This is a genomic window from Pseudomonas sp. BP01, from assembly GCF_022760795.1.
Lineage (GTDB): Bacteria > Pseudomonadota > Gammaproteobacteria > Pseudomonadales > Pseudomonadaceae > Aquipseudomonas > Aquipseudomonas putida_Q.
The window spans coordinates 121,815-148,378 of sequence record NZ_JAFBKA010000006.1; the positions used below are offsets into that span (position 1 = coordinate 121,815).

Annotated in this window: 21 protein-coding genes; 7 read left to right on the forward strand and 14 right to left on the reverse strand. The window is 57.4% G+C overall.

Annotated elements, in window-relative coordinates; all coding sequences use genetic code 11:
• The first annotated feature begins 195 nt into the window (after window positions 1-195).
• Window positions 196-1,608, forward strand: coding sequence for a cytosine permease (locus JOY50_RS07735; protein ID WP_016499253.1), 1,413 nt, complete (start codon window positions 196-198; stop codon window positions 1,606-1,608).
• A gap of 124 nt (window positions 1,609-1,732) precedes the next feature.
• On the opposite strand, the gene JOY50_RS07740 is transcribed toward JOY50_RS07735, so the two are convergent.
• The 5 genes from JOY50_RS07740 to glnT form a co-directional block, all read right to left on the reverse strand.
• On the reverse strand, window positions 1,733-3,037 hold the full coding sequence (locus JOY50_RS07740) for an ammonium transporter (RefSeq protein ID WP_197898936.1): 1,305 nt from the start codon (window positions 3,035-3,037) through the stop codon (window positions 1,733-1,735).
• Between the two features lie 165 nt (window positions 3,038-3,202).
• Complete coding sequence (locus tag JOY50_RS07745) at window positions 3,203-4,528, reverse strand: FMN-binding glutamate synthase family protein (protein ID WP_016715698.1); 1,326 nt, start codon at window positions 4,526-4,528, stop codon at window positions 3,203-3,205.
• A gap of 15 nt (window positions 4,529-4,543) precedes the next feature.
• Window positions 4,544-5,218 carry a protein glxC gene (locus JOY50_RS07750; protein WP_019472313.1) on the reverse strand — a complete coding sequence of 225 codons (675 nt, stop codon included), beginning with the start codon at window positions 5,216-5,218 and terminating at the stop codon, window positions 4,544-4,546.
• A 27-nt stretch (window positions 5,219-5,245) separates the two neighbouring features.
• A complete protein-coding gene (locus JOY50_RS07755) occupies window positions 5,246-6,151 on the reverse strand; it encodes a glutamine amidotransferase family protein (protein WP_243055020.1) in 906 nt (301 codons plus the stop codon).
• 66 nt (window positions 6,152-6,217) lie between these two features.
• On the reverse strand, window positions 6,218-7,552 hold the full coding sequence (gene glnT / locus JOY50_RS07760; RefSeq protein WP_138736778.1) for a type III glutamate--ammonia ligase: 1,335 nt from the start codon (window positions 7,550-7,552) through the stop codon (window positions 6,218-6,220).
• A gap of 344 nt (window positions 7,553-7,896) precedes the next feature.
• Between glnT and JOY50_RS07765 the strand changes: the two genes are divergently transcribed.
• From JOY50_RS07765 to JOY50_RS07785, 5 genes are all read left to right on the forward strand, one after another.
• On the forward strand, window positions 7,897-8,490 hold the full coding sequence (locus JOY50_RS07765) for a cupin domain-containing protein (protein WP_132841001.1): 594 nt from the start codon (window positions 7,897-7,899) through the stop codon (window positions 8,488-8,490).
• Window positions 8,491-8,785: 295 nt separating this feature from the next.
• Window positions 8,786-9,715, forward strand: a complete 930-nt coding sequence (locus JOY50_RS07770) for a DMT family transporter (protein ID WP_138736779.1) — start codon at window positions 8,786-8,788, stop codon at window positions 9,713-9,715.
• Window positions 9,716-9,828: 113 nt separating this feature from the next.
• Window positions 9,829-10,650: an ABC transporter substrate-binding protein gene (locus tag JOY50_RS07775; RefSeq protein WP_243055021.1), complete on the forward strand. Its 822-nt coding sequence runs from the start codon at window positions 9,829-9,831 to the stop codon at window positions 10,648-10,650.
• Complete coding sequence (locus JOY50_RS07780; RefSeq protein WP_132841009.1) at window positions 10,647-11,492, forward strand: amino acid ABC transporter permease; 846 nt, start codon at window positions 10,647-10,649, stop codon at window positions 11,490-11,492. The genes JOY50_RS07775 and JOY50_RS07780 overlap by 4 nt, the downstream gene beginning before the upstream one ends.
• Window positions 11,493-11,527: 35 nt before the next feature.
• Window positions 11,528-12,901, forward strand: coding sequence for an LLM class flavin-dependent oxidoreductase (locus JOY50_RS07785; RefSeq protein WP_132841011.1), 1,374 nt, complete (start codon window positions 11,528-11,530; stop codon window positions 12,899-12,901).
• 60 nt (window positions 12,902-12,961) lie between these two features.
• On the opposite strand, the gene JOY50_RS29230 is transcribed toward JOY50_RS07785, so the two are convergent.
• The 3 genes from JOY50_RS29230 to JOY50_RS07795 all read right to left on the reverse strand — a co-directional run bounded on the left by JOY50_RS29230 (window position 12,962) and on the right by JOY50_RS07795 (window position 17,097).
• Entirely contained in the window at window positions 12,962-13,330 is a 369-nt protein-coding gene (locus JOY50_RS29230) for a winged helix-turn-helix domain-containing protein (protein ID WP_405045972.1), read from the reverse strand.
• Between the two features lie 13 nt (window positions 13,331-13,343).
• Window positions 13,344-15,752, reverse strand: coding sequence for a membrane-bound PQQ-dependent dehydrogenase, glucose/quinate/shikimate family (locus tag JOY50_RS07790; RefSeq protein ID WP_243055022.1), 2,409 nt, complete (start codon window positions 15,750-15,752; stop codon window positions 13,344-13,346).
• 340 nt (window positions 15,753-16,092) lie between these two features.
• A complete protein-coding gene (locus tag JOY50_RS07795; RefSeq protein WP_243055023.1) occupies window positions 16,093-17,097 on the reverse strand; it encodes a LacI family DNA-binding transcriptional regulator in 1,005 nt (334 codons plus the stop codon).
• A 234-nt stretch (window positions 17,098-17,331) separates the two neighbouring features.
• On the opposite strand from JOY50_RS07795, the gene JOY50_RS07800 reads away from it, so the two are divergent.
• Window positions 17,332-18,204: a sugar phosphate isomerase/epimerase gene (locus tag JOY50_RS07800; RefSeq protein WP_243055024.1), complete on the forward strand. Its 873-nt coding sequence runs from the start codon at window positions 17,332-17,334 to the stop codon at window positions 18,202-18,204.
• 49 nt (window positions 18,205-18,253) lie between these two features.
• Here the strand turns inward: JOY50_RS07800 and JOY50_RS07805 are convergent, their stop codons facing one another.
• From JOY50_RS07805 to JOY50_RS07830, 6 genes are all read right to left on the reverse strand, one after another.
• Window positions 18,254-19,069, reverse strand: coding sequence for a hypothetical protein (locus JOY50_RS07805; protein WP_243055025.1), 816 nt, complete (start codon window positions 19,067-19,069; stop codon window positions 18,254-18,256).
• A complete protein-coding gene (locus JOY50_RS07810) occupies window positions 19,062-21,350 on the reverse strand; it encodes an AAA family ATPase (protein ID WP_243055026.1) in 2,289 nt (762 codons plus the stop codon). The genes JOY50_RS07805 and JOY50_RS07810 overlap by 8 nt, the downstream gene beginning before the upstream one ends.
• A gap of 185 nt (window positions 21,351-21,535) precedes the next feature.
• Entirely contained in the window at window positions 21,536-22,726 is a 1,191-nt protein-coding gene (gene mmsB / locus JOY50_RS07815; protein WP_243055027.1) for a multiple monosaccharide ABC transporter permease, read from the reverse strand.
• Window positions 22,723-24,258, reverse strand: a complete 1,536-nt coding sequence (gene mmsA / locus JOY50_RS07820) for a multiple monosaccharide ABC transporter ATP-binding protein (RefSeq protein WP_243055028.1) — start codon at window positions 24,256-24,258, stop codon at window positions 22,723-22,725. Before mmsA ends, mmsB begins: the two co-directional genes overlap by 4 nt.
• A 55-nt stretch (window positions 24,259-24,313) precedes the next feature.
• Window positions 24,314-25,381, reverse strand: a complete 1,068-nt coding sequence (gene chvE, locus JOY50_RS07825) for a multiple monosaccharide ABC transporter substrate-binding protein (RefSeq protein ID WP_243055029.1) — start codon at window positions 25,379-25,381, stop codon at window positions 24,314-24,316.
• A gap of 93 nt (window positions 25,382-25,474) precedes the next feature.
• The gene (locus JOY50_RS07830) at window positions 25,475-26,560 is read right to left on the reverse strand and encodes a Gfo/Idh/MocA family protein (protein WP_243055030.1); all 1,086 of its coding nucleotides are present in this window, start codon (window positions 26,558-26,560) and stop codon (window positions 25,475-25,477) included.
• Window positions 26,561-26,564 lie beyond the last annotated feature (4 nt).

The following is a 26,564-nucleotide window of genomic DNA, read 5'->3' on the forward strand; positions in this document are numbered from 1 at the left end:
CCACTGGCACCGTCCTTGCTACCGTCATCCGCTTAAGCTTTTGACAGCCTTAGGTTTTTTAAGGTTTATGGGTACATATTTACTAATTTCTCGTTATCCCCGCGCCCCGCATCATCCCTCCAACAAGAACGCGTCGCCCATCGCCGGCACGCCCCCGGGCAGCTCCCGATGCCCTACCTTGCCTTGGAGTCAGTCATGACCAGTGCAGCCAATTCGGCACCTTTGATAGAAAAACACACAATCGGCTACGTGCCCCCGCAAGACCGCCATGGAAAGGTAAGGGATCTGTTCACACTGTGGTTCGGCGGCAATATCGCGCCGCTGCCCATCGTCACCGGCGCGCTGGGCGTGCAGCTGTTTCACCTGAACCTGATATGGGGCATCGTCGCCATCCTGGTCGGCCACCTGGTCGGCGGGGTACTGATGGCACTGCACTCGGCCCAGGGCCCACAAATGGGCATCCCGCAGATGATCCAGAGCCGCGCCCAGTTCGGCACCCTCGGCGCGCTGTTGGTGGTAGTGATCGCCGGCGTCATGTACATCGGCTTCTTCGCTTCCAACATCGTGCTCGCCGGCAAGTCGCTGCATGGCGTGGTAGACACCGTGCCGGTACCGGTGGGCATCGTCATCGGGGCGCTCGGGTCGGGCATCATCGGCATCATCGGCTACCGCTTCATCCACGTGCTCAACCGTATCGGCACCTGGGTGCTGGGCATCGGCATCGTGGTCGGCTTCGGCTACATCTTCACCCACGTGCAAAGCGACGACTTCCTGACCCGTGGCAGCTTCAACCTGGCCGGCTGGCTGGCCACCGTGTCGCTGGCGGCGCTGTGGCAGATCGCCTTTGCGCCCTATGTGTCGGACTACTCGCGCTACCTTCCGGCGGATGTGAAAGTCAGCTCGACGTTCTGGACCACCTACCTCGGCTCTGCCCTGGGCTCGAGCCTGTCGTTCATCTTCGGCGCCGTGGCGGTACTGGCGATCCCGGCAGGCATGGACACCATGGATGCGGTCAAGCTGGCCACCGGCACCCTGGGCCCGATCATGCTGGTGCTGTTCCTGCTCAGCGTCATCAGCCACAACGCCCTCAACCTGTATGGCGCGGTGCTGTCGATCATCACCCTGGTGCAAACCTTCGCTTATCGCTGGATTCCTACTGCCAAGAGCCGTGCGGTGCTGTCGCTGATCGTGCTGTCGGCCTGCTGCGTGGTGGCGGTGTTCGCCTCGGCAGACTTCATCGGCCACTTCGTCGACATGGTGCTGGTGCTGCTGGTGGTGCTGGTGCCGTGGACAGCGATCAACCTGATCGACTTTTATGTCATCCACAAAGGTGACTACGACATCCAGTCGATCTTCCAGGTCGATGGCGGTATCTACGGGCGTTACAACCCACAGGCGTTGATTGCCTATGCGGTAGGTATCGTGGTGCAGATTCCGTTCATGAACACGCCACTGTACGTGGGGCCGATTTCCGAGCACATCAACGGGGCTGACCTGTCGTGGCTGGTAGGGCTGGCAATCACCTCGCCGCTGTACTGGTGGCTGGCCAGCCGTGACAGTGCCTACCGTCGCCGGCAGACGAGTGCCAAGTTGGCCATGGGGCACTGATTCAACCTGTAACGGCCCTATCACCGGCAAGCCAGCTCCCACATGAGCACCCCAGGCCTGGGCCAAGTAGGGAGCTGTGGGCGCTGGCTTGCCGGCGACAGGGCCGGTGCTGGCAACACATCAATCAGAGGTTGTAAGCCCGCTCATTGTGCTCCGCCAGGTCCAGCCCCTGCTCTTCCTCCTCCCGGCTGGCCCGCAGCCCGACAGTCAGCTTGATCGCGCCGAGAATCGCCCAGCTCACCACGAAGCAGTACACAAAGGTGAACGCCACCCCCTTTAGCTGCACCAGTGCCTGCCCGATGGGCGATACGCCCTCGACATAGCCCCCCAGCGAGGGCGCTGCGAACACCCCGGTCAGCACCGCCCCGACCATGCCGCCAACACCATGCAGCCCGAACACATCGAGGCTGTCGTCATACCCCAGCGTCTGCTTGAGCCGGGTCACGGCAAAGAAGCAGATGGCCCCCGTCAGCACACCGATCACCAGCGCCCCCAGCGGCCCGACGAACGCGCAAGCCGGTGTGATGCCCACCAACCCGGCCAATGCCCCCGACGCTGCACCCAAGGCAGTCGGCCGGCCATGCATCACCTTCTCGGTCAGCAACCAACCGACAATCCCCGCACAGGCAGCCACCATGGTCGCCAGCATCACCACCCCGGCCCCCTCGTTGGCCGCCAGCCCCGACCCCACGTTGAAACCGAACCAGCCCACCCACAGCAACCCCGCACCCACCAGGGTAAAGCCGAGGTTGTGCGGCGGCATGGCCACCTGCGGGTAGCCCTTGCGCTTGCCCAGCATCAACGCCGCAGCCAAGGCAGCCACGCCAGAGTTGATATGCACCGCAGTACCACCGGCGAAGTCCAGCACGCCCCAGTTGACCATCAACGCCCCCGGGCCGCCCCACACCATATGGGCGATTGGCGCGTACACCAGCACGAACCACGCCGCCATGAAGAGCAACGAAGCGCTGAACTTCATGCGCTCGGCAAAGCCGCCGGCAATCAGCGCCGGGGTGATGATGGCGAACGTCAGCTGGAACACCGCAAACACGCCTTCGGGGATGGTGCCGACCAGGCTGTCATGGCCGATATCCAGCATCAGAGCCTTGTCCAGCCCGCCGATGAAACTGTTGAAGGTGAGCTGGCCCTCGACCATGCCAGTGGTATCGACCACCAGGCTGTAACCGAACAGTACCCAGAGGATGCCGATAACCCCGGCCACGGCGAACAGCTGGGTGAACACGGAGAGGAAGTTCTTGGCACGCACCATGCCGCCGTAGAACAGCGCCAGGCCAGGGATGCACATCATCAGCACGAACATCGCGGCGCAGATCATCCAGGCAGTGTTGCCGGTGTCCAGGGTGGTTTCGGCGGCAGTGGCCTGGGTGGCCAGGGCTAACAACATTACAGCTAGGGTGAGGTGCTTCATGGAGTCACTCCTGTGGGAATGGTGGGGGCCCTTTGGGGCTGCTTCGCAGCCCATTCGCGGCACAAGGCCGCTCCTACAGGGGAGCGCACAAGCTCAGGCACTGCGGCCCCCTGTAGGAGCGGCCTTGTGTCGCGATGGGCCGCAAAGCGGCCCCAAAACGGTGGGTCAGTACTGCGCCTGCCCCGGCACCCAGGCCGTCCCCGCCAGGGGCACCCGCGCCATCGCCGCCGCTTCCACGGTCAAGGCCACCAGGTCCTCCGGGTCAAGGTTGTGCAGGTGCGACTTGCCACACGCCCGCGCCATGGTCTGCGCCTCCAGCACCAGCACCCGCAGGTAATTCGCCAGCCGTCGCCCCGCCTCTTCCGGGTTCAGGCGCTTGGCCAGCTCCGGGTCCTGGGTGGTGATGCCGGCCGGGTCGCGGCCGTTTTGCCAGTCGTCATAGAAGCCGGCGGCCGAGCCAATCTTCTTCAGCTCGCTGTCCAGGCGCGGATGGTTGTCACCCAGGGCGATCAGCGCCGCCGTACCAATGGCCACCGCGTCAGCCCCCAGGGCCATGGCCTTGGCCACGTCAGCACCGTTGCGGATACCGCCAGAGACAATCAGCTGCACCTTGCGGTGCATGCCCATTTCCTGAAGCGCCTGCACCGCCTGCGGGATGGCCGGCAAGATCGGGATGCCGACGTGCTCGATGAACACTTCCTGAGTCGCTGCGGTACCACCCTGCATGCCGTCAAGCACGATTACGTCAGCACCGGCCTTCACCGCCAGCTTGACGTCGTAGTACGGGCGGCTGGCACCAATCTTCACGTAGATGGGTTTCTCCCAGTCGGTGATCTCGCGGATCTCGGCAATCTTGATCGCCAGGTCGTCCGGGCCGGTCCAGTCCGGGTGGCGGCAGGCACTGCGCTGGTCGACGCCGATCGGCAAGGTGCGCATGCCGGCCACCCGCTCAGTCACCTTCATGCCAAGCAGCATGCCGCCACCGCCCGGCTTGGCGCCCTGGCCCAGGACGATCTCGATGGCGTCGGCCTTGCGCAGGTCATCGGGATTCATACCGTAGCGCGATGGCAGGTACTGATACACCAGATGCTGCGACTGGCCGCGCTCTTCCGGGGTCATGCCGCCGTCGCCGGTGGTGGTGCTGGTGCCCGCGATGGTCGCCCCACGGCCCAGCGCTTCCTTGGCATTGGCCGACAGCGCGCCGAAGCTCATGCCGGCGATGGTCACCGGGATTTTCAGGTGAATCGGCTTTTTCGCAAAGCGGTTGCCCAACACCACGTCGGTGCCGCACTTCTCGCGGTAGCCTTCCAGGGGGTAACGCGACACGCTGGCGCCCAGCAGCAGCAGGTCGTCGAAATGCGGCACACGGCGCTTGGTGCCACCACCGCGAATGTCGTAGATGCCGGTTTCGGCGGCACGCTGGATTTCCTGGATGGTCAGGCGATCGAAGGTGGCCGACTCACGCAGTACCGGGGGGAATTGCTCGCTCATGGGAATGCTCCTGGATCAGTACGCGCTGGCGTTGTCGACTTTGAAGTTGTACAGCTGGCGGGCCGAGCCGTAACGCTTGAAATCGGCGGCCTTGTGGTCCAGGCCAGCCTTGTTCAGCAGCTCCTGCAGCTCTTGCAGGTGTTCGGCGCGCATGTCCTTTTCGATGCAGTCCGAGCCCAGTGACTGCACCGAGCCCTTGACGTAGATGCGCACTTCATACAGCGAGTCGCCCAGCGCATCGCCGGCATCGCCACACACCACCAGGCGCCCGGCCTGGCCCATGAAGCAGCTCATGTGGCCGATGCTGCCGCCGACCACAATGTCCACGCCTTTCATGGAAATACCGCAACGGGCACCGGCATCACCTTCGATCACCAGCAGCCCGCCATGGGCAGTGGCTCCAGCGGCCTGGGAGGCACTGCCCTTCACCCGCACCAAACCGGACATCATGTTCTCGGCCACACCCACACCGACGTTGCCGTGCACCGTGACACTGGCCTGCTGGTTCATGCCTGCGCAGTAGTAGCCGGCATGGCCTTCGATATCCACCGCCACGGCAGCGTTGATGCCCACAGCCAGGTTGTGCTTGCCGCCAGGGTGGGTCACTTGCCATTCAAGGTCCTGCACCTCGCCGTGCAGGGACTGGTTGAGCACACGCACCGAAGTGCTGGAAAGGTCGATCGTCTTCATAAGGTTCTCCAGGGGTTCGGTGGCAAGTCAGGCGCTTTCGCGTTCCCAGACGTACAGCGTGGCCGGGGCCGGTTCCCAGACCTTGGCGTGCTCGATGCCTGGCAGGCCGGCCAGTGCCTGGTATTCCGAGGCCATGGCCACATAGTCTTCGGTCTCGGCCAGCACCGCCGGCTTGCAGGCAATCGGGTCGCGGATCACGGCAAAGCCGTTGCGGGTGCCGATGGCAAAGGTGAAGAAGCCGTCCAGGTCTTCCAGTGCGCCATCCAGGGCCTGGGCCAGGCTGTTACCCTGCTGCAGGCGCCAGGTCAGGTAGCCGGCGGCCACTTCGGTGTCGTTGTCGGTTTCGAAACTGATGCCTTCGCGCTTGAGCTCCTGGCGCAGGCGAAAGTGGTTGGACAGTGAGCCGTTGTGCACCAGGCACAGGTCGGCGCCGGTGGAGAACGGGTGGCTGCCTTCCATGGTCACGGCGCTTTCGGTGGCCATGCGGGTGTGGCCGATGATGTGGCTGCCCTTCATGCCGGCCAGGCCGAAGCGGCTGGAAATTTCTGTTGGCAAGCCCATGCCCTTGAGGATTTCGATGCTCTGCCCGGCGCTCATGATGCGCACTTCGGGCGCCAGCTCGGCCAACGCGGCGCGGGCAGCGGCTTCATCGGTGTGCACCTTGAGCACCGCGGCGCTGGCATTCTGGAACCAGTCCAGCGAGCAGCCCAGGTGCCCTTCCAGCTGACCCATCAGGGTGGTCCAGGGGTAATTTGTGTCAGTCGCTTGCAGGGTCAGCTTGACCCAGCCTTCGGCCACTTCATCGCCGTAGATGGCGAAGCCGGCGCTGTCCGGGCCACGGTCGGTCATGGCTTGGAGCATGGGTTCGAACAGCTTGCCAAGCTGGGCTTCCAGCTCGGGCTTTTTCAGGTACAGGCCTACAATTCCACACATGGTGATGCTCCTTACTAGGCAGTGGGCGACCGCTCTCGTGTTGGCCGCCCAGGGGATTGGGGGCGGTCAGAAGAACTCGGTGTAACGCTGGATTTCCCAGTCGGAGACGTGGCGGCAGTACTCCACCCACTCCATGCGCTTGAGCTTGATGAATTCGTCGACGATCTCGGCGCCCAGCACCTCACGGAACAACGGGTCGGCTTCGAGCGCGTCGGCGGCCTCCTTCAGCGATTGCGGCAGGGTCTTGATGCCGCGTGCGGCAATTTCTTCAAGGCTCAGGTTGTAGAGGTTTTCATTGCACATCTCGCCCGGTTCCAGCTGGCGGTCGATGCCGTCGATGCCGGCAGCAATGATCGCGGCGGTGACCAGGTAGGGGTTGCAACCGGCGTCCGGCAGGCGGAACTCCAGGCGACCATAAGGAATGCGCACCATCGCCGAACGGTTGTTGGCCCCCCAGGCTACGAAGGCCGGGGCCCAGGTCGAACCCGACAACGAACGGCCTACCACCAGACGCTTGTAGGAGTTGACTGTCGGGGCCGCAAAGGCACACAACGCCGGGCCGTGGGCCATGAGCCCTGCAGCAAAGTGGTAGGCCAGCTTCGACAGGCCCATGCCGCTGCTGTCGGACGGGTCGTGGAACAGGTTCTTGTGGGTGCTGCTGGCCAGCGACAGGTGAAAGTGCATGCCGTTGCCAGCGCGCTTGGGGTCGGGCTTGGGCATGAACGAGCAAATCATGCCCAGGTCGTTGGCGATCTCACCGGCGGCCATGCGGAAAAAGGTGAAACGGTCGGCCGACTCCATGGCGTCGCTGTAGGTGTAGTTGATCTCGAACTGGCCGTTGGCGTCTTCGTGGTCGATCTGGTAGATGTCGAAGCCCACCGGCTGCAGCGCTTCGGTCAGGCGCTCGAGGAACAGCCGCGAGCGCGACAGGCCCTTGTAGTCATAGCATGGCTTGTCGAGGTTGTCGGAGGCGTCCACCAGTTGCAGCTTGCCCCCATCGTCGCGGCGGAACAGGCTGAACTCAGGCTCAAGGCCGGTGTTCAGGGTCCAGCCTTTGTCGGCCAGGCGCTGCACCTGTTGCTGCAACACGTAGCGGGTGTCATAGGGCCAAGGCTGGCCGTTGACATGGCCCACGCACACCACGCGGCCATAGCCTGGCTGCCACGGCACCGGGACCAGTGTAGACAGGTCGCCGCGGGCCATGAAGTCCGGCCCGTGCGGTTCCATGCCCATGCCACAGATGGCGAACCCGGCAAAGCCGGCACCCTCCTCGGCTACCATTTTCAGGCCCGATATCGGCACCGATTTGGTCTTGGCCGAGCCATGAATATCGACGAACTGCGCCAGCACGTACTTGATGCCGTGTTGGTCGAGCGTGCGCTGGGTTTCTGCTGGCAACATGGGTTGGACACTCCTGGGCAAGGGGCAATGATTCCGCAAGGGAAACTTACTTTCCTGACAGGAATGCAATGCGCTTGCCAAGTTTGTTCAGGCCGCGAACTTGGGGTGTCTGTTCGGGCCTCCTCGCGGGCAAGCCCGCGCCTACAGGTTCGCTGCAAAGCCTTGTAGGAGCGGGCTTGCCCGCGAAGAGGCCGGTGCAGGCAAGACAAAACCCAAGCTGATTTTCATGCTCTATTTATGGGAAACTTGTTTTCATCTGAGGAAAGAAGCGGCCAACGCAGCTATATTTCGCACTTTCCCAGTGCGAAAATATTATTCTTGAACTGAAACCGTGCAGGACATTCATGTCGACCGAAACCGAACCGCGTCTTCGTCTGGAGCAGTACCTGGGCCTGCAGATCAAGCGCCAGCGCCAGGCCCAGTCCCTCAAGCTCGCCGATGTGGCACGCATCGCCGGCATCAGCCAGGGCATGCTGAGCAAGATCGAGAACGCCCAGGTGTCTACCAGCCTCGACACCCTCAGCCGCCTGTGCGACGTACTGGGCATGCCGATGGCCAAGCTGTTCAGCCAATACGACCAGCCCGACGGCAATGCCCTGCTGGTGAAGGCCGGTGAAGGGCTGGAAGTGGTACGCCGCGGCACCGACAAGGGCCACACCTACCACTTGCTCAATCACGCCAGGGGGCCGAAGAAGAACTTCGAGGCCTATATGGTGAGCATGGACGACGCCAGCGAGGAGTTCCCGACCTTCGCCCACCCCGGCACCGAGTTCCTCCATTTGCTGGAGGGCGAGCTGGTGTACCGCCATGGCAACCAGCTCTACCACATGCACGCCGGCGACAGCCTGACCTTCGACGGCGAAACCCCGCACGGCCCGGAGCAGCTGGTGCAAGTGCCCATACGGCTGCTGTCGATCATGAACTACGGCGACGAGTGACGCGGCGCTGCAAGGCAACAGCCGATGTCGCGATCAGACAAGCACACGTCGCCCGCAATCGGCTGCAAAACCCTGTATACAAAAATAATACACACATCGACCAGCCCCGCGCCGTGGGCTGGCCGACGTGGTAGCCGCGAGTAAAACAGCCTCGCTTCACAATTCCAACGCTGTGGCGCCTTTTTGCACCGGGCAATTCGTCCGGGCTCATAACGATAAAACTCCCAGTATCACAGACCTGCGCAGCGCCAGCCGGGAGTGTTTGCGCGCGCCACAGTGTGAAGACTTGACTGCCATGATCGCGACTTCAATCCCCGTAGCCGGTGCTGCCACCGGCCACCGTAATGCCCTGTGCGTTGCCCATATCGCCGCTGTACTGTTCGGCCTGACCGGCATCCTTGGTCACTTGATCAGCGCCGATGCCAGCATCATCACCTTCGGCCGCGCCACCTTTGCCTTCATTGCCCTGGGCTTCGTCGCCGGGCTCAAGGGCACCCGCCTGCTCGATGCGCTCACTCTGCGCAATTTGCCGGTGCTGGGCCTGACCGGCGCCCTGCTGGCAGCCCACTGGGTGACCTTCTTCATTGCCGTCAAAGTCGGCGGCGTGGCGATGGCCACTCTGGGCTTCGCCAGCTTCCCGACGTTCATTGCCATGATCGAGCGCGGTGTATTTGGCCAGCGTATCCGGGCCGTGCAAGGTTTGCTTCTGCTGATGGTTACCGCCGGCCTGGTGTTGGTGGTCCCGACTTTCGACCTGCTGGACAACGGCACCATCGGCCTGCTCTGGGGCTTGGGCTCGGGCCTGGCATTCGCCCTGCTGACCGTGGCCAACCGCCGCAATGCATCAAGCATGAACGCCATGCAGGTGGCCTTCTGGCAGAACGTGGTGGTGGCCGCGCTGGTGGCGCCGTTTGCCTTCGCCCATCTTGGCAGCACCAGCCTGGCGGGCAGTGACTGGGTCAACCTGGCGCTGCTGGGCGTGTTCTGCACCGGGCTTTCGCAATTTCTTTTCGTCAAAAGCCTGGAAGGGCTGGAAGCGCGCACGGCCGGCATGATCATCGCGCTGGAGCCGGTGTACGCGATCATCGGCGCGTGGTGGCTGTTTGGTGATCAGCCGAGCCTGCGCATGGCCGCTGGTGCTGCGCTCATCGTGCTGGCTACCCTTCTGGCTGCGGCGCGCAAGACACCGGCCGAGCAAGGCGATCCCAGCCGCTGCGCGCATTGATCAAAGCACGGGAGATATAGCGCCCGGAACCAAGCATATTCCATAATGTTTGTATCAACTGATTTTATATTGCGTTTTAATATTAAAAATCAATTCCTATGGAGTAGCAGCCGTTGAAAGCCTTCCCACTTTTACCTTTGGGCATTGCCTTACTGGTGGCTTGCTCAACGGCCATTGCGGGCTCAACGCTTGATCGTGTCCAGGGCAAGGGTGAGCTTACCGGGGTGCTGATGGAGAACTACCCGCCATTCTCGTTCTTGAATGAGCAAAACCAGCTGGATGGCTTTGACGTGGATGTCGCCAAGGCCGTAGCCGAGCGTCTTGGGGTGAAGCTCAAGCTCGAAACGCCCTCTTGGGATGTGATCGCCGCAGGCCGCTGGGGGGGCCGTTACGATATCTGTGTCTGCTCTATGACGCCGAGCAAGGCGCGTGCTGAGGTGTTCGACTTCCCGGTCGAGTATTACCAGTCGCCAGCGGTAATCGTGGTCAACGCCAAGGACATCACCATCACCTCGGGAAAAGATCTGTCGGGCAAGAAAGTTGGCGTCATCAGCGCCTCGACCTACGAGGCTTACCTGAACAAGGATCTCACCATCGAAGGGGCAGAAGACAAACCTCTCATCTACCCGTTTGATAACGCCCAGGCTGCGCCCTATGACAACGAAACTGTCGCCTTCCAGGATCTGGCACTGGGTGCCGGCGTGCGCCTGGACGCAATGGTCACCAATCTGATCACTGCCAAGGAGCGTATTGCCCAGGATCCCCGCTTCAAAATCACAGGCGAGACTTTGTACGCCGAACCCAACGTAATCGCTATTGAGAAAGGCGATCCGCAGTGGAATGAAAAGGTCACGGAGGTCATCACAGCACTCAAGGCCGATGGAACACTGGCCAAGATTTCCCAGAAGTGGATCGGCGCCGATATCAGTAAATGACAGTCCTTAACCCACATCCCGCAAAGTCCGTTCTCGCACCCAAGGTGAAATCGAGCCTGCTGGGTCGAACCTTTGGGTTCAAGACCCGCCTGTACCTGACCTGGGGGGCGTTGCTTGGCCTTTGCGTCTTGTTCTTCCTGAGCTTTGACCTGAAGTTCTCGATCATCCTGGACAAATGGCCCAACCTTGTAGGCTTGCGGTTGGGACCCAACGGCTTTCTTCAGGGTGCAGCACTGACGCTGTTCCTCTGTATTTGCTCGATAGGGTTTTCGTTGTTGCTGGGCTTTGTTACGGCGCTGGCGCGGTTATCCCGCAGTGCTGTGGCGTTCGGCGTGGCGAGCTTCTATGCATCGTTTTTTCGCGGTACGCCGCTGCTGATCCAGATCCTGCTCATTTACCTGGGCTTGCCGCAACTGGGTGTGGTGCCGGGAGCGATTAGCGCAGGGATCATCGCACTGTCGCTCAACTACGGCGCCTACCTCAGCGAAATTTTTCGTGCCGGCATCATGGCTGTCCCACCCGGGCAGCGAGAAGCGGCTGCCGCGCTTGGCTTGAGGCCGACGTCGGCGTTCCTTCATGTTGTGCTTCCGCAGGCGATGAGGACGATTATCCCCCCGACCACCAGCCAGTTCATCTCGATGCTGAAGGACTCGTCGCTCATTTCGGTAATGGGGGTGTGGGAAGTGATGTTCCTGGCGCAGTCCTACGGACGCTCCTCATACCGTTATATCGAAATGCTCGCCACTGCCGCGCTCATCTACTGGCTGCTGTCCATTGGGCTGGAGCTCATTCAGCACCGTCTTGAACGCCACTTCGGCAAAGGGTTCCAGCATCAGCGTTGAGCTGCCAGCTGATATCAATGAAGACAGGAAAAATGATGTCCGACCCCAAACCCCTATTGTTTGCGCTATACGAACAAGCGAGCGTTGGCTGCGGTGGAGCACCCAGCCTATGGACTCATCCAGCGGATGAGCGCTTGGCCGCCAACACGTTTGATTTCTGGTCGAACCAAGCCCGTATCGCCGATCAGGCTAACCTCGACATGCTCTTCTTCGCAGATGTCCTGGGCTTCTACGACGTCTTCGGCGGGAGCGCTGAAGCAGCAGTGAAGTGGGCGGTAGAAGCGCCTGCGAACGACCCGTTGATGATCATTCCGGGGCTAGCTGCGATCACCAGGAACCTGGCATTCGGCGCTACCGTTACCACGACCTACGAGCATCCCTTCACGCATGCCCGGCGCTTCAGCACGCTCGATCACATGACCAATGGCCGGATCGCCTGGAACATCGTCACGTCCTACCTTTCCAGTGCTGCTCGCAACTTCGGCCTGGAAGAGATGGTCAAGCATGCCGACCGCTACGAACGCGCCGAAGAGTTCATGGACGTGGCCTACAAGCTCTGGGAGGGCAGCTGGGCAGACGACGCAGTGGTGCAGGACAAAGCGGGTAAGCGCTACGCCCGTGGCGAGCGAGTGAGACCGATCAATCATTGCGGGGAGCGCTACCGCGTGGCAGGCCCTCACCTGACAGCGCCTTCCCCGCAACGAACCCCGCTGCTTATCCAGGCAGGTTGGTCAGGCCGGGGCCGCGAGTTCGCAGCCAAACATGCAGAGCTGATTTTCATCGCCAAATCCAACCCACATGAAATCCGCCAGGGTCTGGAAGAAATCTGGACGATGGCACAGGCTCGTGGACGTGATCGGGATGACGTGAAATCGCTTACGGTGCTGCGGATCGTCACGGCGAAAACCGAGATTGAGGCCCAGAGAAAGTATGACGAGCTTCAGAGCAACTATCACCTGGAAGCACAATTGGTCAGCTATGCCGGCGATACAGGCATCGACCTTAGCCGCTACGCGGACGGCGACGCGCTCTCGACCCATACCGAAGGTTTGACCTCCTACATGATGCGACCAGACGGCAGCGGCAAACCGTTGACGGCAGGTGACGTCAGAAAGCGTTTTGCCAACGTCACACGCGGTACGGATTTGATTCTGGTAGGAACGCCTGAGCAAGTCGCCGACCGTATCGAGGAGCACGCCCGCATTTCGGGAACCAGTGGTTACATGCTGAACCCGCTCACCAGTCCTGGCACTTTGGAAGATTTCGTCGAGCTGATTGTGCCTGAACTCCAAAAACGCGGGCTTTATCGCACACAAGCGCAAACCGGCACCTTCCGGTCTCGCCTCAGAGATGACCGCTCGGACCGCCTGCCATCGTCTGCTTATGGAGCGTCTTTCCGGCAGCAGTGACTCAGGGCTACTTTTCCCTGATCCCCCGGCCTTCACGCGCTGAATTCAGTTGAAGGCGGGTTACCGCTGTTCGTGTAGGCTGAGACCGATACCTCGATGCGTATGAATGCGTACGCTACAGCCCAGGGCGACGAGTACCTTGCGTAGATAGCTTAGCTGCACTTCCAGCACCTTTGTCCCAGGGTCGAAATGGATACCCCAGACCGCCTCGAACAGGGCGGATCTCGACACGATTTGCTCAGGATTTACTATGAGAGCTACCAATAGCCTGCATGAAGTCGCTTTGAGGATGATGCGCCTACCATCGCAGCTAACCTCGCGACAAGCAGGATCCAGATGCAGGTCTGAAAAGGCTAAGTGACCTGCACCAGCAGCAATTCTGTTCAAGATTCGCAATGTCTCGGAGGGTTGCAGGTCATTGACCTGCAACCAGGGAGGGATATTACTTGCCAGCGCCCGGCAAAGCGTAAGCGATCACATAGTCGCCACGGTTTTCGTTGGAACCTGTACGGGTTGCCCCGCCCACGGTAACAACGATGTACTGCTTGCCGTCACGACCAACGTAGGACATTGGAGCGCCCTGACCACCAACTGGCAGACGACCGCGCCACAACTCTTCACCCGTGTCGTTATCCAAGGCTCGGATGTAGTAGTCCAGAGTGCCGTGGAAGAAGGTCAAACCGCCTTTAGTAACCAGCGGCCCGCCCATGGTGGGCATGCCAAGCGGCATGTAGACGCCAGGGACGATGCCGTGCACGGGTGCATCCTGAATACTGCCCATCGGCACCTGCCATTTGGTCTCACCCGAGGTGAGGTCGATGGCAGTCATGGTGCCGAATGGGGGCTTGAAGCATGGCACGCCCAGCGGCGACACAAACATCGAACGTTCTACACCCCACGGCGTGCCCAGCTGCTCGGAATATTCGCCTTCGGTAGTCGGTACCAAGCCAATGCGCTTGGCCTCATCCTGTTTGATGAAACGACCCCACTGAGCCATACGGATATCGTTGACGATCAGGGTACCGGTAGATGCATCGATTGCACCGCCGCCCCAGTTGAAGCCCCCATAGTAACCTGGGTAAATCAGTGTGGCCTGGCCTTCAACCAGCGGCGTAAACTCCCCTTCCCAACGCATGCCTTTGAAATCGATTCGGCACATCAGCTGATCAAAGATAGTGCCGCCCCACATATCCGACTCTTTGAGACGATCCGCTCCAACGGACAGCTGTGAGTAAGGCTGGGTCGGCGAAATCCGCATACCTGGGACGCCATCGGTTGCAACCTTGCGCTGCTCAACCGGGAACACAGGGGTGCCATCGCGTCGATCGAGAACGAAGATCTGGCCACGTTTGGTCATCGCGATCACAACCGGAGTCGTGTCACCCTTTTTGTTCGGGAGGTCGTACAGAATCGGTTGGGCGGACACGTCGTAGTCGAACATGTCGTTGTTGGCAGTGCGGAAGTGCCATTTATCGACACCGGTCTTCACGTCGATAGCAACGATCGAATCGTTGTATTCATCCGAGCCAGGCTTGCGATCACCGTTCCAGAAGTCCGGGGTCTGATTGCCTGTAGGAATGTAGGCCAACCCCAGCTTTGCATCATACGAAGCGGTACCCCAGAAGTTGGGCGACTCTGCAGGATAGTTTTCACCCGCAGGTAATGGCACGCCCCGCTTCGGGTTCAACGCCTCCCAAGCCCAGAGCAATTCGCCGGTTCGAACATCAAAACCGCGCGTCACACCTGACGGTTCGCCGGTCTTCAGGTTGTCGTTGATCTTGCCACCGACAATGATCACGTCCCCGGCCACAAGCGGAGCCGAAGTCAGATAGTAAGAGCCGTCGGTGTTCGGGCCAATGCCTTTGAGCAAATCAACGGTACCGTGATCACCAAAGCTACCGCATGTCTTACCAGTATCCGCATCGAGCTCAATCAGGCGAGCATCCACTGTCGTCATGACGATACGGCGACGACATTCAGCAGGCTGAGCAGCTACCGATGGGTCGACTACCGTATCCCCGTTTGCTACGGCAACTTGAGCCTTGTCTACATCGTAGTAGCCAAGTCCACGACACCGCTTCCACGTACGGTTAGACGGGGTTTCCTGAATCACCGGGTCGTACTTCCACTTTTCAGCACCAGTGACAGGATCAAGTGCAAAGACCTTGTTGAGTGGCGTGCACAGGTAAACCGTGTCATCAACCTTGAGCGGTGTGCCCTGATACTCGGCGCCGTTGATTGCCATGTCGCCGGTACGGAAAGTCCACGCCACCTGCAGATCTTTGACGTTGGATTTGTTGATCTGGTCGAACTGAGCGAAACGCTCACCATGGGTATTGCGGCCATACGCTGTCCAATCATTACCGTCTGTTTGACCTGCATCCGGCACGACCACTGGGGAGGTGCTGCCCTTCTTCGCCACTACAGTTGCATGTGGCTGGAACATACCGTAGCCAAAGCCAACCAGGCTGATGATGAGGAGCGAGCTGATAGCGGCGCGTGCCGGATTGCCCATCAGTCGACGATTACCCTCAAGCAGCGGCACGATCAGCACCATTACCAATGCAATCACGATGAAGGTGATCAAGCGCGGTACAAGCTGCCAGAAATCAAAGCCAACTTCCCAGAATGCCCAGCACGCGGTAGCCACCAGCAACGCCAAGGAAATCCAGGTCGCAACGATCTTCTTTTTGACCAGGGTGAGACCAGTAGCCGCCATGGCTAGGCCAGCCAAGAGGTAGTACCAGCTGCCGCCCAGCGATATCAGTTTTGCTCCCCCAAAGGCGAGCCCTGCGCCAAGCAACGTCAACACGACACCGATGGCTATCGGTAAGACGCTCTTAAATCTCATGCGTTTTCCTACATTCACGCGAGGGGCCAGGCCCCTCAATCAAAAACCGTCCAAAGCGCTGCGCCAGACCCTCTCCCGAGGCTCCTTTCAAGCGTCCCTAAACCAGACTTTCGAACATCCATGCTCTATGAGAGCGCTCTCATCTGCGCGCCGAACGACCCGCAGACTAGAGCACGTCACCGCAAATGAGAGCGCTCTCATTCGACGATCAAAAAACGGCGCTCTCCGAGCGCCGCCTACGAAACGGGCGCATGGTATGTCCTGTAACAAAGTGAGTCAATGTGACGCATATCAAAAGATGGGAATTATTTGCATCTCGAACAGTCACGGGGATGCCTGCTTAGCCTGAGCTTGGCCCAGTTGACTTCCGAGTTATGAGAGTGACCGGCATGTCCACACGGCGGGGATGGGCAGCATTGCCCGCCAACATCGCCTGCAAAGCCACAACAGCGGCCTGGGCCTGGGCATCCGTATCCTGCTTTAAGGTCGTCAGCGAGAAGAGGCTGTTTTCGGCATCAGGAACGTCATCAAAACCGACAACCGATACGTCAGATGGGACACTTAATCCCATACCCTTCAACCTGTCCAGAACACCCAGAGCGATGAAGTCGTTCGAGGCGAAGATGGCGCTTGGACGCTCATCCCGGGCAAACAGCGCATCCACTCCTCGCCTACCGAACGCGGCATTGTGCTCGCCCCTGATCAGGATCGGATTCAAACCAGCAGCCTTCATGATTTCGCAGTAGAACCTTGCTCGGTCTTTGGATGAGGGTTCGCGCCCCCCTGCCAGGTGAGCAATTCTTCGGTGCCCCAATGCGAACAAATGATCCATCGCAAGGCGCACTCCTGTCTGGTCATCGACCGCGATTGAGATGACTTTTTTGTGAGCGACCCGTTTGCTTCCGATAAAAACGCAAGGGAGCTTATCGGCGATCTCGCCAATGACCTTGGGATGGTGCGGAGTACCTAGTAGGATCACCCCGGCTGCTCGAAGCGTCAGCAACCTTTCTATCTCGAAAGCTGCTGAATTACCTTCAACTGGCCGTAGGGAAGTGACAGGTTCGAAGCCAGCAGCAAGCAATCTCTTGTCGACCGACTGAGCCAGCTGGATATGAAATGCGTTGTTGGGGTCTCCGATCACCAACCCAACGATGGATGATCGGGCGGAGACTAAACTCCGAGCAGCCAGATTCGGACGATACTCGAGCTCAGAAGCAATCTGATCGATCCGCTCACGCGTTTCAGGCCGAACACCAGGATCCCCTCGAAGCGCCCTCGACACCTGAGCACGTGACATCCCAGCAGCTTTAGCTACGTCATCAAGGGTAGTGAAGGGCTTTGCCATGATCTACAGACAGCTCCGAGCATGATGCCCGCAGGCTTCGTCGGTAGACGCGCAAGCCGAGAACTAGGCATGAAAGTGTTCGAGCCGAGGATAACACACACCCTAAGCAAGGACTTCGCTGCGCATAGCCAGGCGGGTTGTTCCATGCCGTTTGTGGAAAATTGTTTTCCAAATCCAGCCCTTACATCCCCTGAACCGCGCGAATACATTGGGGTTTTATGTTGAGACGCGCGGATGACGCACAGAGAAGAAGACCTGAAGCCCGGCCTGACATTCACCATGCCGTTTTCTAATGTCCTCCACCTGCCCTTCCCGGACAAGGTAAGAGCTACTCGGTTGGCGGGTTTCCACGAACTTGCTATCCAACCACAGGAGGTGGCCAGGATCGCGGCATCCGGTCTTTCCATTCAGAACATGCGACTGATCGCTGAGGATAACGGGATCAAGATCAGCCGCCTGGATCCTCTCTGCACGTGGAATCCTAATTGGCACCCCAACAACATGGATAACAGGTTCATCGCGGATCACTCGACAACCACCCTGGAATTTTTCGAGATCGCGAGCGAGCTTGGCTGCACCCACATGAGCTTGAACGCTACATTCACAGCTAATGCCTATGCTCTGGATGAACTGGTCTCGCACTACGCCGAAATCTGCCGTCTGGCCCACGAGGAAGGCATAGTTTGCGACCTTGAACCTATCCCAATGTGGGGCGTGACGTCCCTAGAGCAAGGCTGGGAGATCGTCGAGCGTGCCGGCGCCCCTAACGGCGGCCTTGTGCTCGATACGCTCCATTTTGTTCGCAGTGAATCCAAGCTCGAGACGCTGGCAAAGATTCCAGGCAGCTCGATTCACTGCGTGCAGATCTGCGACGGTATTCATCCACTCAAGGCAGGCGTGACCTTAGAGGCCGATTGCTTTGAGCGCATGTGGCCTGGCACAGGCAACTTCCCGCTCCAGGCAATCGTATCTGCGCTACATGCCATTGGCGGCCTCAATGGAGTAGGGCCGGAGGTCTTCTCCGTGATGAACCAGGACATGAGAGCCGAGGATGTAGCGCAGCTATGCAAACAATCGCTACTGGCATACCCGCAACTACGGGCCTAGCGCAGCCGCTGCAGCCCGCCTAACCAATGGGACGGCGGGCAACACCCCGTCACATACCTTTAGGCCTGATGAGTCGCATCGCCGCATCGGAGAAGGCTTCTTGTAACTTCACTAAGGCTCCTTCCAGCTCGCTGCCCTCCTCCGCTTCAAATTGGTTAATTGCGGAAAGAGACGCTTTCATGGCTGGATTTCCATTCACCAAGACTTCTTTTGCTGCTATATCTCGCAGAAGGTCTTCGCAAAGTTTCTTACCTTGGACGGTAACGCCTCTATACAGAGTTATATTGTGATCATTTGTTTGAACACGAATGAACCGCACGTGATCCTTGAAACGATGAAATCTAGGGTGGAACATCTCAGTAAATGAAGAGGGCTCCGGATATTCCCGCTTACCATGCTTTTCGCCATCCACCCAAACATACGAACTTTTCAGCCCATTACAGTCCACACAGGCCACCGCAAGGTTCCAAAAATTGAAGGCGTAATGTTCAAACGACTCACGCGGCAAAATATGCTCAATTGGCTTCGCGTTCCCATTATTCAACAACCAGCGCTGACAGTAGCAGCAAAGATTTCCTTGCTCTGAAGCTAAGAACGCCCTAAAGGCCGATTTTATAGAACTACCAGATGGAATAGACGTGATACCTTTCTTGGGCACACGCTCCGAAAATTTTTTCCAAAGATCCGACTCCGGTTTAAGAGCGCCTTTGTAATCACCATCAAATAACCGTAAGGCATCCCTATTCAAACGCGCTAAAATCAGAAGCGTTCTAGCACGGTGCTTTTTTGTTTTATGGCACTTAGCCTTATATCGATCCAACGTAGCCGTCATTGACGCCAGATCAATCACATGATAATCAGCCACGAGTTACACCAGCCATTAACGTTTCGTCCTGCACCCGACGATCCTTCATTAGCAACTCAATTGCAGTATAAGCTTTTTCAATCAAATCCAGGTCTTCTCTCATACCCGGGACACTCGTTCTATCCACTTTTTTGAGGAGTAAATCCTTTAACTCACCAAGCTGCTTAAGGCTATCACTTTCGACGCTGGCATCATCGTCACTCTCCATCATTGAACCAGCTACTAGGCGAGCGCATTTTTCGTGCACGCCTCGATTATTTGGTGTGTACGTTCCAAAACCCTCAAGAATAATAGACTCTACAGAGTAACGCTGTTCATCAGTGAGCAAACGCAGCTTCCCCTGACGTAGGTCGTAACTATAGCTATTTGGCTCATTGGCATTACTGATAAGCGTTGGTGAATGAGTGGCCACAACAAATGACATACCAAATCGACTAGCCAAAATACTAAGTACCTTAGGAATCGCTTGCTGCCATTGTAGGTGGAGACTGATTTCAGGCTCATCAAGCAAAAAAACTTTGTCGCGATCTGCCGATCTCAATATCGTCAGCAACAGGTAGTTCAAATTCTGCTCACCAGAACTCAACGACGAAACTGGAGTTATCCTATCCTTATCGTCCGAGCGAACAACTCCAAACTCGTACCTATTAAGATCTGGAGGTAACGTATTCTCCGTCGCCTCCAAACCAAGAGGAATAAAGCGAACATGGACGGGGAGTTCTTCCAGGGTGCTCTGAGGCTTCCTGACAAGATAATATCTGGCCTCATACCCAAGGGAGAACAAGCACTCTACGAGTACATCAATCAGATCTTGACGTTTAAATATGTACGCAGCCAGTTTAGTAGCATTCTGAGCCAGCCGAGGAATTGTGATACCTTCCGATCTGCTTCGAAGCCCTTTATAGCTAAACAACTTTAGACTTTCATCATTAAGCGGGAACCTATCGTGCACCCCCGTTGAGACACCGACAGTTTCCACATTTGATTCGGACATTCTGTAAATCAGCTCTCTCAACATCAAGCTCTTGCCGGCTCCGTTGCTGCCAATTACATATGTACACGTAGACTGATCACAGGTTTGTATTCGCGAAATCAACTCCCGAAGATCAGCTGAAAAATTTATTGCACTGGCTCGCCTAGCCTTTCGATTCAAAATACTTTTTACCGGGTGGATCTTAATTGACTTTTTATGATTATGGGCAACTTCCGTGCACAATAGCTTTACATCACGATAGCCAGATGAAAATTGAGCATTTAAAATCCCCATCACCCTGGGAGTAATATCTAAATCAGACAAAGAATTCTTTGCATGCAAGTTAAAAATAGCACTTGCCAGCAGGGCACAATCTTCCGGATCAAGCTCCGAGACTGAAGGATTTGACCGACTCACATCCAAATATAATGTATATCCATCCTTATTCGAAGAGCGACCACTCAGAACGAGTATCAAAAACGTAGAATTGGGCTCCCTTGCCTCGCTTGAAGACATCGTAACGACCGCATCCAAGTGCAGACTTTCGCCAACAAATGGTACAACATACCTAGCTACATCTTTCTGAGTTTCCTTTCCAAGGGGAACAACAACCACCGCTCGCCCTTGCATACCATTATTCAAGAAAACTTTCTCAAACCTTCCCAGTGCAGCATTCAGCTGTACATGAGCACCAGGTGAATCAAAAATATAAGTTGCCCGCTCTGGCAAGCCATCCACGCCCTCAAAAATCTTGTAATCAATATTATTTAGGCGAAGCTTAAGCTGAAGAATAACTCTCAACCAACTAGACATATTCTCCGACTGAAAATACATCCCATATCCTCCACCATTCATCGCCAACTCAGACACCAACGGAATCATATCAATAGTCGGCAAGGATGCATCCAGCTGCACACCTCTTATAAAACTTGCAACAACTCTTGCCCTTGCATAATGAGTACCATACTTATCACAAATAAATTTATCAATAAGATATGTAACCACTCGCACAGACTCACTTAGACTTAGTACGTTACGGTCGGCACTAATTAGTTTCGAGTAGTGATTTGAAAATATATTATGCAGTTTCCTATCATCATATTTTTTCAAATCTAGACTCACCCTCAAGGTCGACACAGCAGACTGAACATTCGTGACATCTCCAGACAGCCCTCCGATCTCGACTGCAAGAAAACAGATAGCCGACAAGAGAAAATGCTCCGGAGCAACGTCCGCATACTTACTATTCAGCGCAATAAATGACTCTGCATTTAGCTGCGTAACAACGTATCGCTCATCGTAATCCATCACATCCCCCCTACATCAACATCAGCAATTTCGAAACTACGCATTTTGAGCAAAAACATGACATCGATCAACCCCCAACCACCCAGCGCAATGTTAAGTGGCGTCTAATTTCAGCCCCAAAAAAAATCCCAGCACATGAGCTGGGATTTAAGAACCTTATAGTTAGTGCAAATCCTCTAGCACCACTAGCTCCTATTCTTCTGGTAAACGTCCACAAACACTGCAGCCAACAGCACCGCCCCTTTGATCATCTGCTGGTAATCGACTCCGATACCCATGATGGACATGCCGTTGTTCAGCACCCCCATGATGAAGGCACCGATCACCACGCCCATCACCTTCCCTACCCCACCGGATGCCGAGGCTCCCCCGATGAATACGGCGGCAATGACATCCAGCTCGAAACCGCTGCCGGCGCGGGGGGTTGCGCTGTTCAGGCGAGCCGCAAAGATCAGGCCTGCCACAGCAGCCAGTACACCCATGTTCACAAATGTGAAGAAGGTGACCCGGGCGGTGTTGATACCGGAAAGCTTGGCGGCCTTCAGGTTGCCGCCCACTGCGTAGATCCAACGCCCGATCACCGTCCGATTCATGATGAACGTGTACAGGCCGATCAGTGCACACATGATGACCAGTACCGTAGGAAGCCCTCGGTAAGTCGCCAACATGAAGCAGAAGGCGATGATGGCGCCACCCAGGATGCCATGCTTGAGCGCAAACAAAGACAGGGGCATAACCTCCCCACCAGCTTTGCTGACCCTCCTACGAGCACGCCATTCAACCCAAAGGAAGCACGCAACTACCAATACACCAAGCACCAGGGAGGTGACTTTGAGACCTTGGCCTTGGAAGGGGTCAGGCAGGAAGCCCGCACTCAGGGCGACGAACTCTGCCGAGAATGGCCCAATCGACTGTCCTTCACCAATAGCGATGGTGGCCCCACGGAAGATCAGCATGCCGCCCAGGGTCACGATGAATGAGGGCATTCCCCAGAACGCCACCCAGTAGCCTTGCGCAGCCCCTATGAGGCCGCCGATGAACAAGCACAGCAGTGATACCGTGATGAAGTCGAACTGGTACTGCACCATCAACACAGCTGCTATCGAACCGATTACCCCAACGATGGAGCCAACCGACAAGTCGATGTGACCGCAGACGATGACCATGAGCATGCCCAGGGCCATGACCACGATGTAGCTGTTCTGCAAGATCAGGTTGGTCAGGTTGAGAGGCTGGAGCAATGCGCCGCCCGTGGCGATTTGGAAGAACACGATGATGACGAGCAAAGAGCTCAACAACCCGTACTCGCGGGCGCCTCGTTTGATAGCAGGAAGCAAGCTCGGTTTTGCCGCCACAGGGGCGATGACATCAGTCATTGGATCACCTCATTTTTCATGATGGCGTGCATGATTCGCTCTTGAGACGCCTCTTTGATTGGGAACTCCCCGACGAACCTTCCCTCGTTCATCACATAGATCCGGTCGCAGGTGCCGAGCAGCTCGGGCATCTCCGAAGAGATCATGATCACGGTCTTGCCCTTCGCCACTACCTGGTTAACCACCCCATAGATCTCGTACTTGGCACCCACGTCGATACCCCTGGTGGGCTCATCCAGGATCAGGACTTCGGGGTCGGAGAACAGCCACTTCGCGAGCACCACCTTCTGTTGGTTGCCGCCAGAGAGACGCTCTACAGGCTGGCGAAGATCGGGGCTACGAATGCGCAGGGTTTTCTTGTAGCCATCACCAACACCAAGCTCCTCGGTCTCGTTGATGATCCACCGGCGTGCCAGGGATTTCAGGCTGGCCAGGCTTACGTTCCGACCAATGCCATCGGCCAGCAATAGCCCAGCGCCCTTGCGATCTTCGGTGGCGTAGGCGATGCCGTTATCAATTGCTTCGCGCACATTGCGCACGCGAAGCTCCTGCCCATTCAGGCGAACGGTTCCTCGAATGTTCTTGCCGAAAGAGCCACCGAAAATGCTCATTGCGAGTTCGGTGCGACCAGAGCCCATGAGGCCTGCAATACCCACCACCTCCCCTTTGCGAGCATAGAAACTCACATTGCGAATGAAGTCTTCGCCCGGGCGCTCCGGATGCTCCACCGACCAATTCTCCACCTCAAGCTGCTTCTCACCGAGGTTTGGCTCTCTGCTCGGGTAACGGTCAGCCAGCTCGCGGCCAACCATTGCCTGGACGACTCGGTTTTCGCTCAACGGCGACTCACGACAGTCAATGACGTCGACCGTCGTCCCATCCCGGATGACCGTAACCCCGTCCGCCACACGTGATATTTCGTTGAGCTTGTGGGAGATGATGATCGAGGTGATGTCCTTCGCTTTCAGCTCGAGCATGAGCTCTAGAAGCCGCTCGCTGTCCTTCTCGTTGAGACTGGCGGTAGGCTCATCAAGGATCAAAAGGCGAACGTCCTTGCCGAGCGCTTTTGCAATCTCGACGAGTTGCTGCTGACCGATGCCCAGTTGATTTACACGGGTCTGGGGCGACACCTCCAGGCCTACCTTTTCCAGCAAAACCTTCGCTTTGCGATGTGCAAGCGACCAATCGATAACTCCCCTGGTAGCAACTTCGTGCCCAAGGAAAAGGTTTTCAGTGATCGAGAGCATCGGCACAAGCGCAAGCTCCTGGTGGATGATGCAAATCCCCAAGGCCTCGCTGTCACGCAGGTCGCTGAACTGGCGTACCTCGCCATCGAACCTGATCGAGCCTTCATAGCTTCCGGCAGGGTAAACACCACTCAGGATCTTCATCAGGGTGGATTTCCCGGCGCCGTTCTCACCGCAGATGGCGTGGATTTCACCCTTACCCACCTGAAGATTCACACTGGTGAGGGCTTTGACCTGGCCAAAACTTTTCTGAATGCCGCGCATGTCAAGAAGATGAGGTGACATGGCTCTCCTCCTATCTCAGAAGCGGCCCGGAAACCGAGCCGCTGACATTGGGCAATTACTGCAGACGGTCTTTGGAGTAGTAGCCGGAATCGACCAGAACCTTTTGCACATCCTTGGCTTCTACAGAAACTGGAGAGAGAAGCTGGGTAGGAACGACCATGGAGCCGTTGTTGTACGAGGTGGTGTCGTTTACCTGCACGTCCTTCCCTTGAAGGGAACTGTCCATCATCACGGCAGCAGCTTCGGCCAAGGCGCGAGTGTCTTTGAACACGGTCGAATGCTGGTCACCCCGGATGATCGCCTTCACGCTAGGGATTTCCGCATCCTGGCCTGTCACGATGGGCATCGAGTTGCCGCCGCTACCGTAGCCGACACCCCGCAGCGAAGAGACCACACCCACCGCGAGCTGGTCGTTCATCGCAAGCACCGCATCGAGATGGGCTTTGCCATAGAAGGCGCTGAGAATGTTGTCCATCCGAGACTGGGCAAGTGCCCCGTCCCAGTTCAGCGTGGCGACCTGGTCGAGCTTGACCTGCCCGCTTCGGATCACGAGCTTGCCGCTATCGATGTAAGGCTGCAGAACGGACATCACCCCGGCATAGACGACATGAGCGTTGTTGTCGTCAGTAGAGCCCGCGAAGATTTCGAAATTGAATGGCCCGGTACCTTCGTTCAACTTCAAGGCACTGACAATGGACTCCCCCTGGAGCACGCCAGTTTTATAGTTGTCGAAAGTGGCGTAGTAGTCGAAGTCTTTGGAGTTTCGGATAAGACGGTCATAAGAAATGACGGTGATGCCCTTTTCCTTGGCCTGGCGAAGCAAGTCCGTCATCGTGGTGCCATCGATAGGAGCGATGATCAATCCTTTGACGCCTTTCACCAGCAAGTTTTCCAGCTGGGACAACTGAGTGGAAACTTCGTACTGGGCATATTGAATATCGGTCTTGTAGCCAAGCTTGGTAAGCGCATCCACCATGCTTTGACCATCGGAAGTCCAACGTGCCTCAGCTTTAGAGGGCATTGAAATACCGATCAACCCTTTAGTGTTTTCTTCTTTCTTCGAGCAGCCGATAACCGCAACCGCTACGCACAGAGACGCAGCAAGCTTCATGAACTTGTTCATAACTTTCACCTATTACTGTAGCAATTATTTTTCTTTTTACTCAGAACCGCCCCCATTGCGGGGGCGGTACAGCAAGGTGGCGCGAGTAACTACTTAGCCGAGCTTAACTTCCTGACCTGCTTTATCGGAGGACTCGAAAATTGCCTCCAGCAGGATGTTGATGTTGTGAGCCTGGCTAGCTGGCACTGGCGACGGTGTACCGTTCTGCAAGGCCTGGACGAACGCCGCAGCTTCACGGTCGAAGTACACCGGATTACCGATTTCAGCGATCTCGGGGGAGTACACGGTTTTGCGTACCGCCCAGATTTCGGGGAAGCTGGTTTCATTCCAGTGAGTCCAACCTTGCGGATGGCCATTTTTGCCGTCGTGGTACAGCTTGTAGGACGCCGGCATTGGAGTGGAATGCATCACACCATGGGTACCGTAGGCCGTGATGTCCCAGGTTTCAGTCCACGGCATCGGATCCCACGACATGAAGTCGATGGTGACCATCTTGTCGTCGTAGTTCAGAACAGCGGCAGCCGCATCTTCACGAGCAGAATCGCTCATCTGGCCAGCGAACTTGCTAATGCGGGCGTTGACGGAGCGTGGCATGCCGAAGTGCAGGAGGATCCGGTCGATGGTGTGGCAACCAATCACATAGAACGCACCGCCACGATCACCTGGCTGCTTCATGTGGTTGGTATCAGCTTCATCATGGGAGCAGCCGGCGTGGGCACGTACTTGAAGTACCTTGCCGATCTCTCCGCTCTCGAGAACCTGCTGCATTTTTTCCACCGAAGGAGCGAACCTCCAGCAGTAGCCGACCTGGAACAGACCACCGGTACGCTCAACTGCCTCGACGATGCGCTGGGTGTCCTGTGGCCCACGACCGGCTGGTTTCTCACACAGCACAGCCTTACCTGCTTCCAGGGCTTCAATTGCCCAGTCGGCCATCAGGTAGCTCTTCGGGTGAACCAGCACTACGTGAACATCAGGGTCGGCCAGGATTTCGTCCTTGGTGCGAGCCTCAAGCTCAAGCGCATCAACGAACGGCTGCAACAGCGGGCTATCGTCATAAGCGCCGAGGAAGCGAACGCCTGGGATACGCTTGAAGGCTTTGACGCGTCCCGAAGTATGCGGGTGGGTGATGCCCAGGCAAGCGACGCCCAGTGGTTTGCCATTCAGATTCAGCGACATTGTT

Bases quoted from the DNA above. Each gene is read 5' to 3' on its own strand.
- JOY50_RS07735 (WP_016499253.1), top strand. From the start codon at position 196: ATGACCAGTGCAGCCAATTCGGCACCTTTGATAGAAAAACACACAATC.
- JOY50_RS07740 (WP_197898936.1), bottom strand. From the start codon at position 3,037: ATGAAGCACCTCACCCTAGCTGTAATGTTGTTAGCCCTGGCCACCCAG.
- JOY50_RS07745 (WP_016715698.1), bottom strand. From the start codon at position 4,528: ATGAGCGAGCAATTCCCCCCGGTACTGCGTGAGTCGGCCACCTTCGAT.
- JOY50_RS07750 (WP_019472313.1), bottom strand. From the start codon at position 5,218: ATGAAGACGATCGACCTTTCCAGCACTTCGGTGCGTGTGCTCAACCAG.
- JOY50_RS07755 (WP_243055020.1), bottom strand. From the start codon at position 6,151: ATGTGTGGAATTGTAGGCCTGTACCTGAAAAAGCCCGAGCTGGAAGCC.
- glnT (WP_138736778.1), bottom strand. From the start codon at position 7,552: ATGTTGCCAGCAGAAACCCAGCGCACGCTCGACCAACACGGCATCAAG.
- JOY50_RS07765 (WP_132841001.1), top strand. From the start codon at position 7,897: ATGTCGACCGAAACCGAACCGCGTCTTCGTCTGGAGCAGTACCTGGGC.
- JOY50_RS07770 (WP_138736779.1), top strand. From the start codon at position 8,786: ATGATCGCGACTTCAATCCCCGTAGCCGGTGCTGCCACCGGCCACCGT.
- JOY50_RS07780 (WP_132841009.1), top strand. From the start codon at position 10,647: ATGACAGTCCTTAACCCACATCCCGCAAAGTCCGTTCTCGCACCCAAG.
- JOY50_RS07785 (WP_132841011.1), top strand. From the start codon at position 11,528: ATGTCCGACCCCAAACCCCTATTGTTTGCGCTATACGAACAAGCGAGC.
- JOY50_RS07790 (WP_243055022.1), bottom strand. From the start codon at position 15,752: ATGAGATTTAAGAGCGTCTTACCGATAGCCATCGGTGTCGTGTTGACG.
- JOY50_RS07795 (WP_243055023.1), bottom strand. From the start codon at position 17,097: ATGGCAAAGCCCTTCACTACCCTTGATGACGTAGCTAAAGCTGCTGGG.
- JOY50_RS07800 (WP_243055024.1), top strand. From the start codon at position 17,332: ATGACGCACAGAGAAGAAGACCTGAAGCCCGGCCTGACATTCACCATG.
- JOY50_RS07810 (WP_243055026.1), bottom strand. From the start codon at position 21,350: ATGGATTACGATGAGCGATACGTTGTTACGCAGCTAAATGCAGAGTCA.
- mmsB (WP_243055027.1), bottom strand. From the start codon at position 22,726: ATGACTGATGTCATCGCCCCTGTGGCGGCAAAACCGAGCTTGCTTCCT.
- mmsA (WP_243055028.1), bottom strand. From the start codon at position 24,258: ATGTCACCTCATCTTCTTGACATGCGCGGCATTCAGAAAAGTTTTGGC.
- chvE (WP_243055029.1), bottom strand. From the start codon at position 25,381: ATGAACAAGTTCATGAAGCTTGCTGCGTCTCTGTGCGTAGCGGTTGCG.
- JOY50_RS07830 (WP_243055030.1), bottom strand. From the start codon at position 26,560: ATGTCGCTGAATCTGAATGGCAAACCACTGGGCGTCGCTTGCCTGGGC.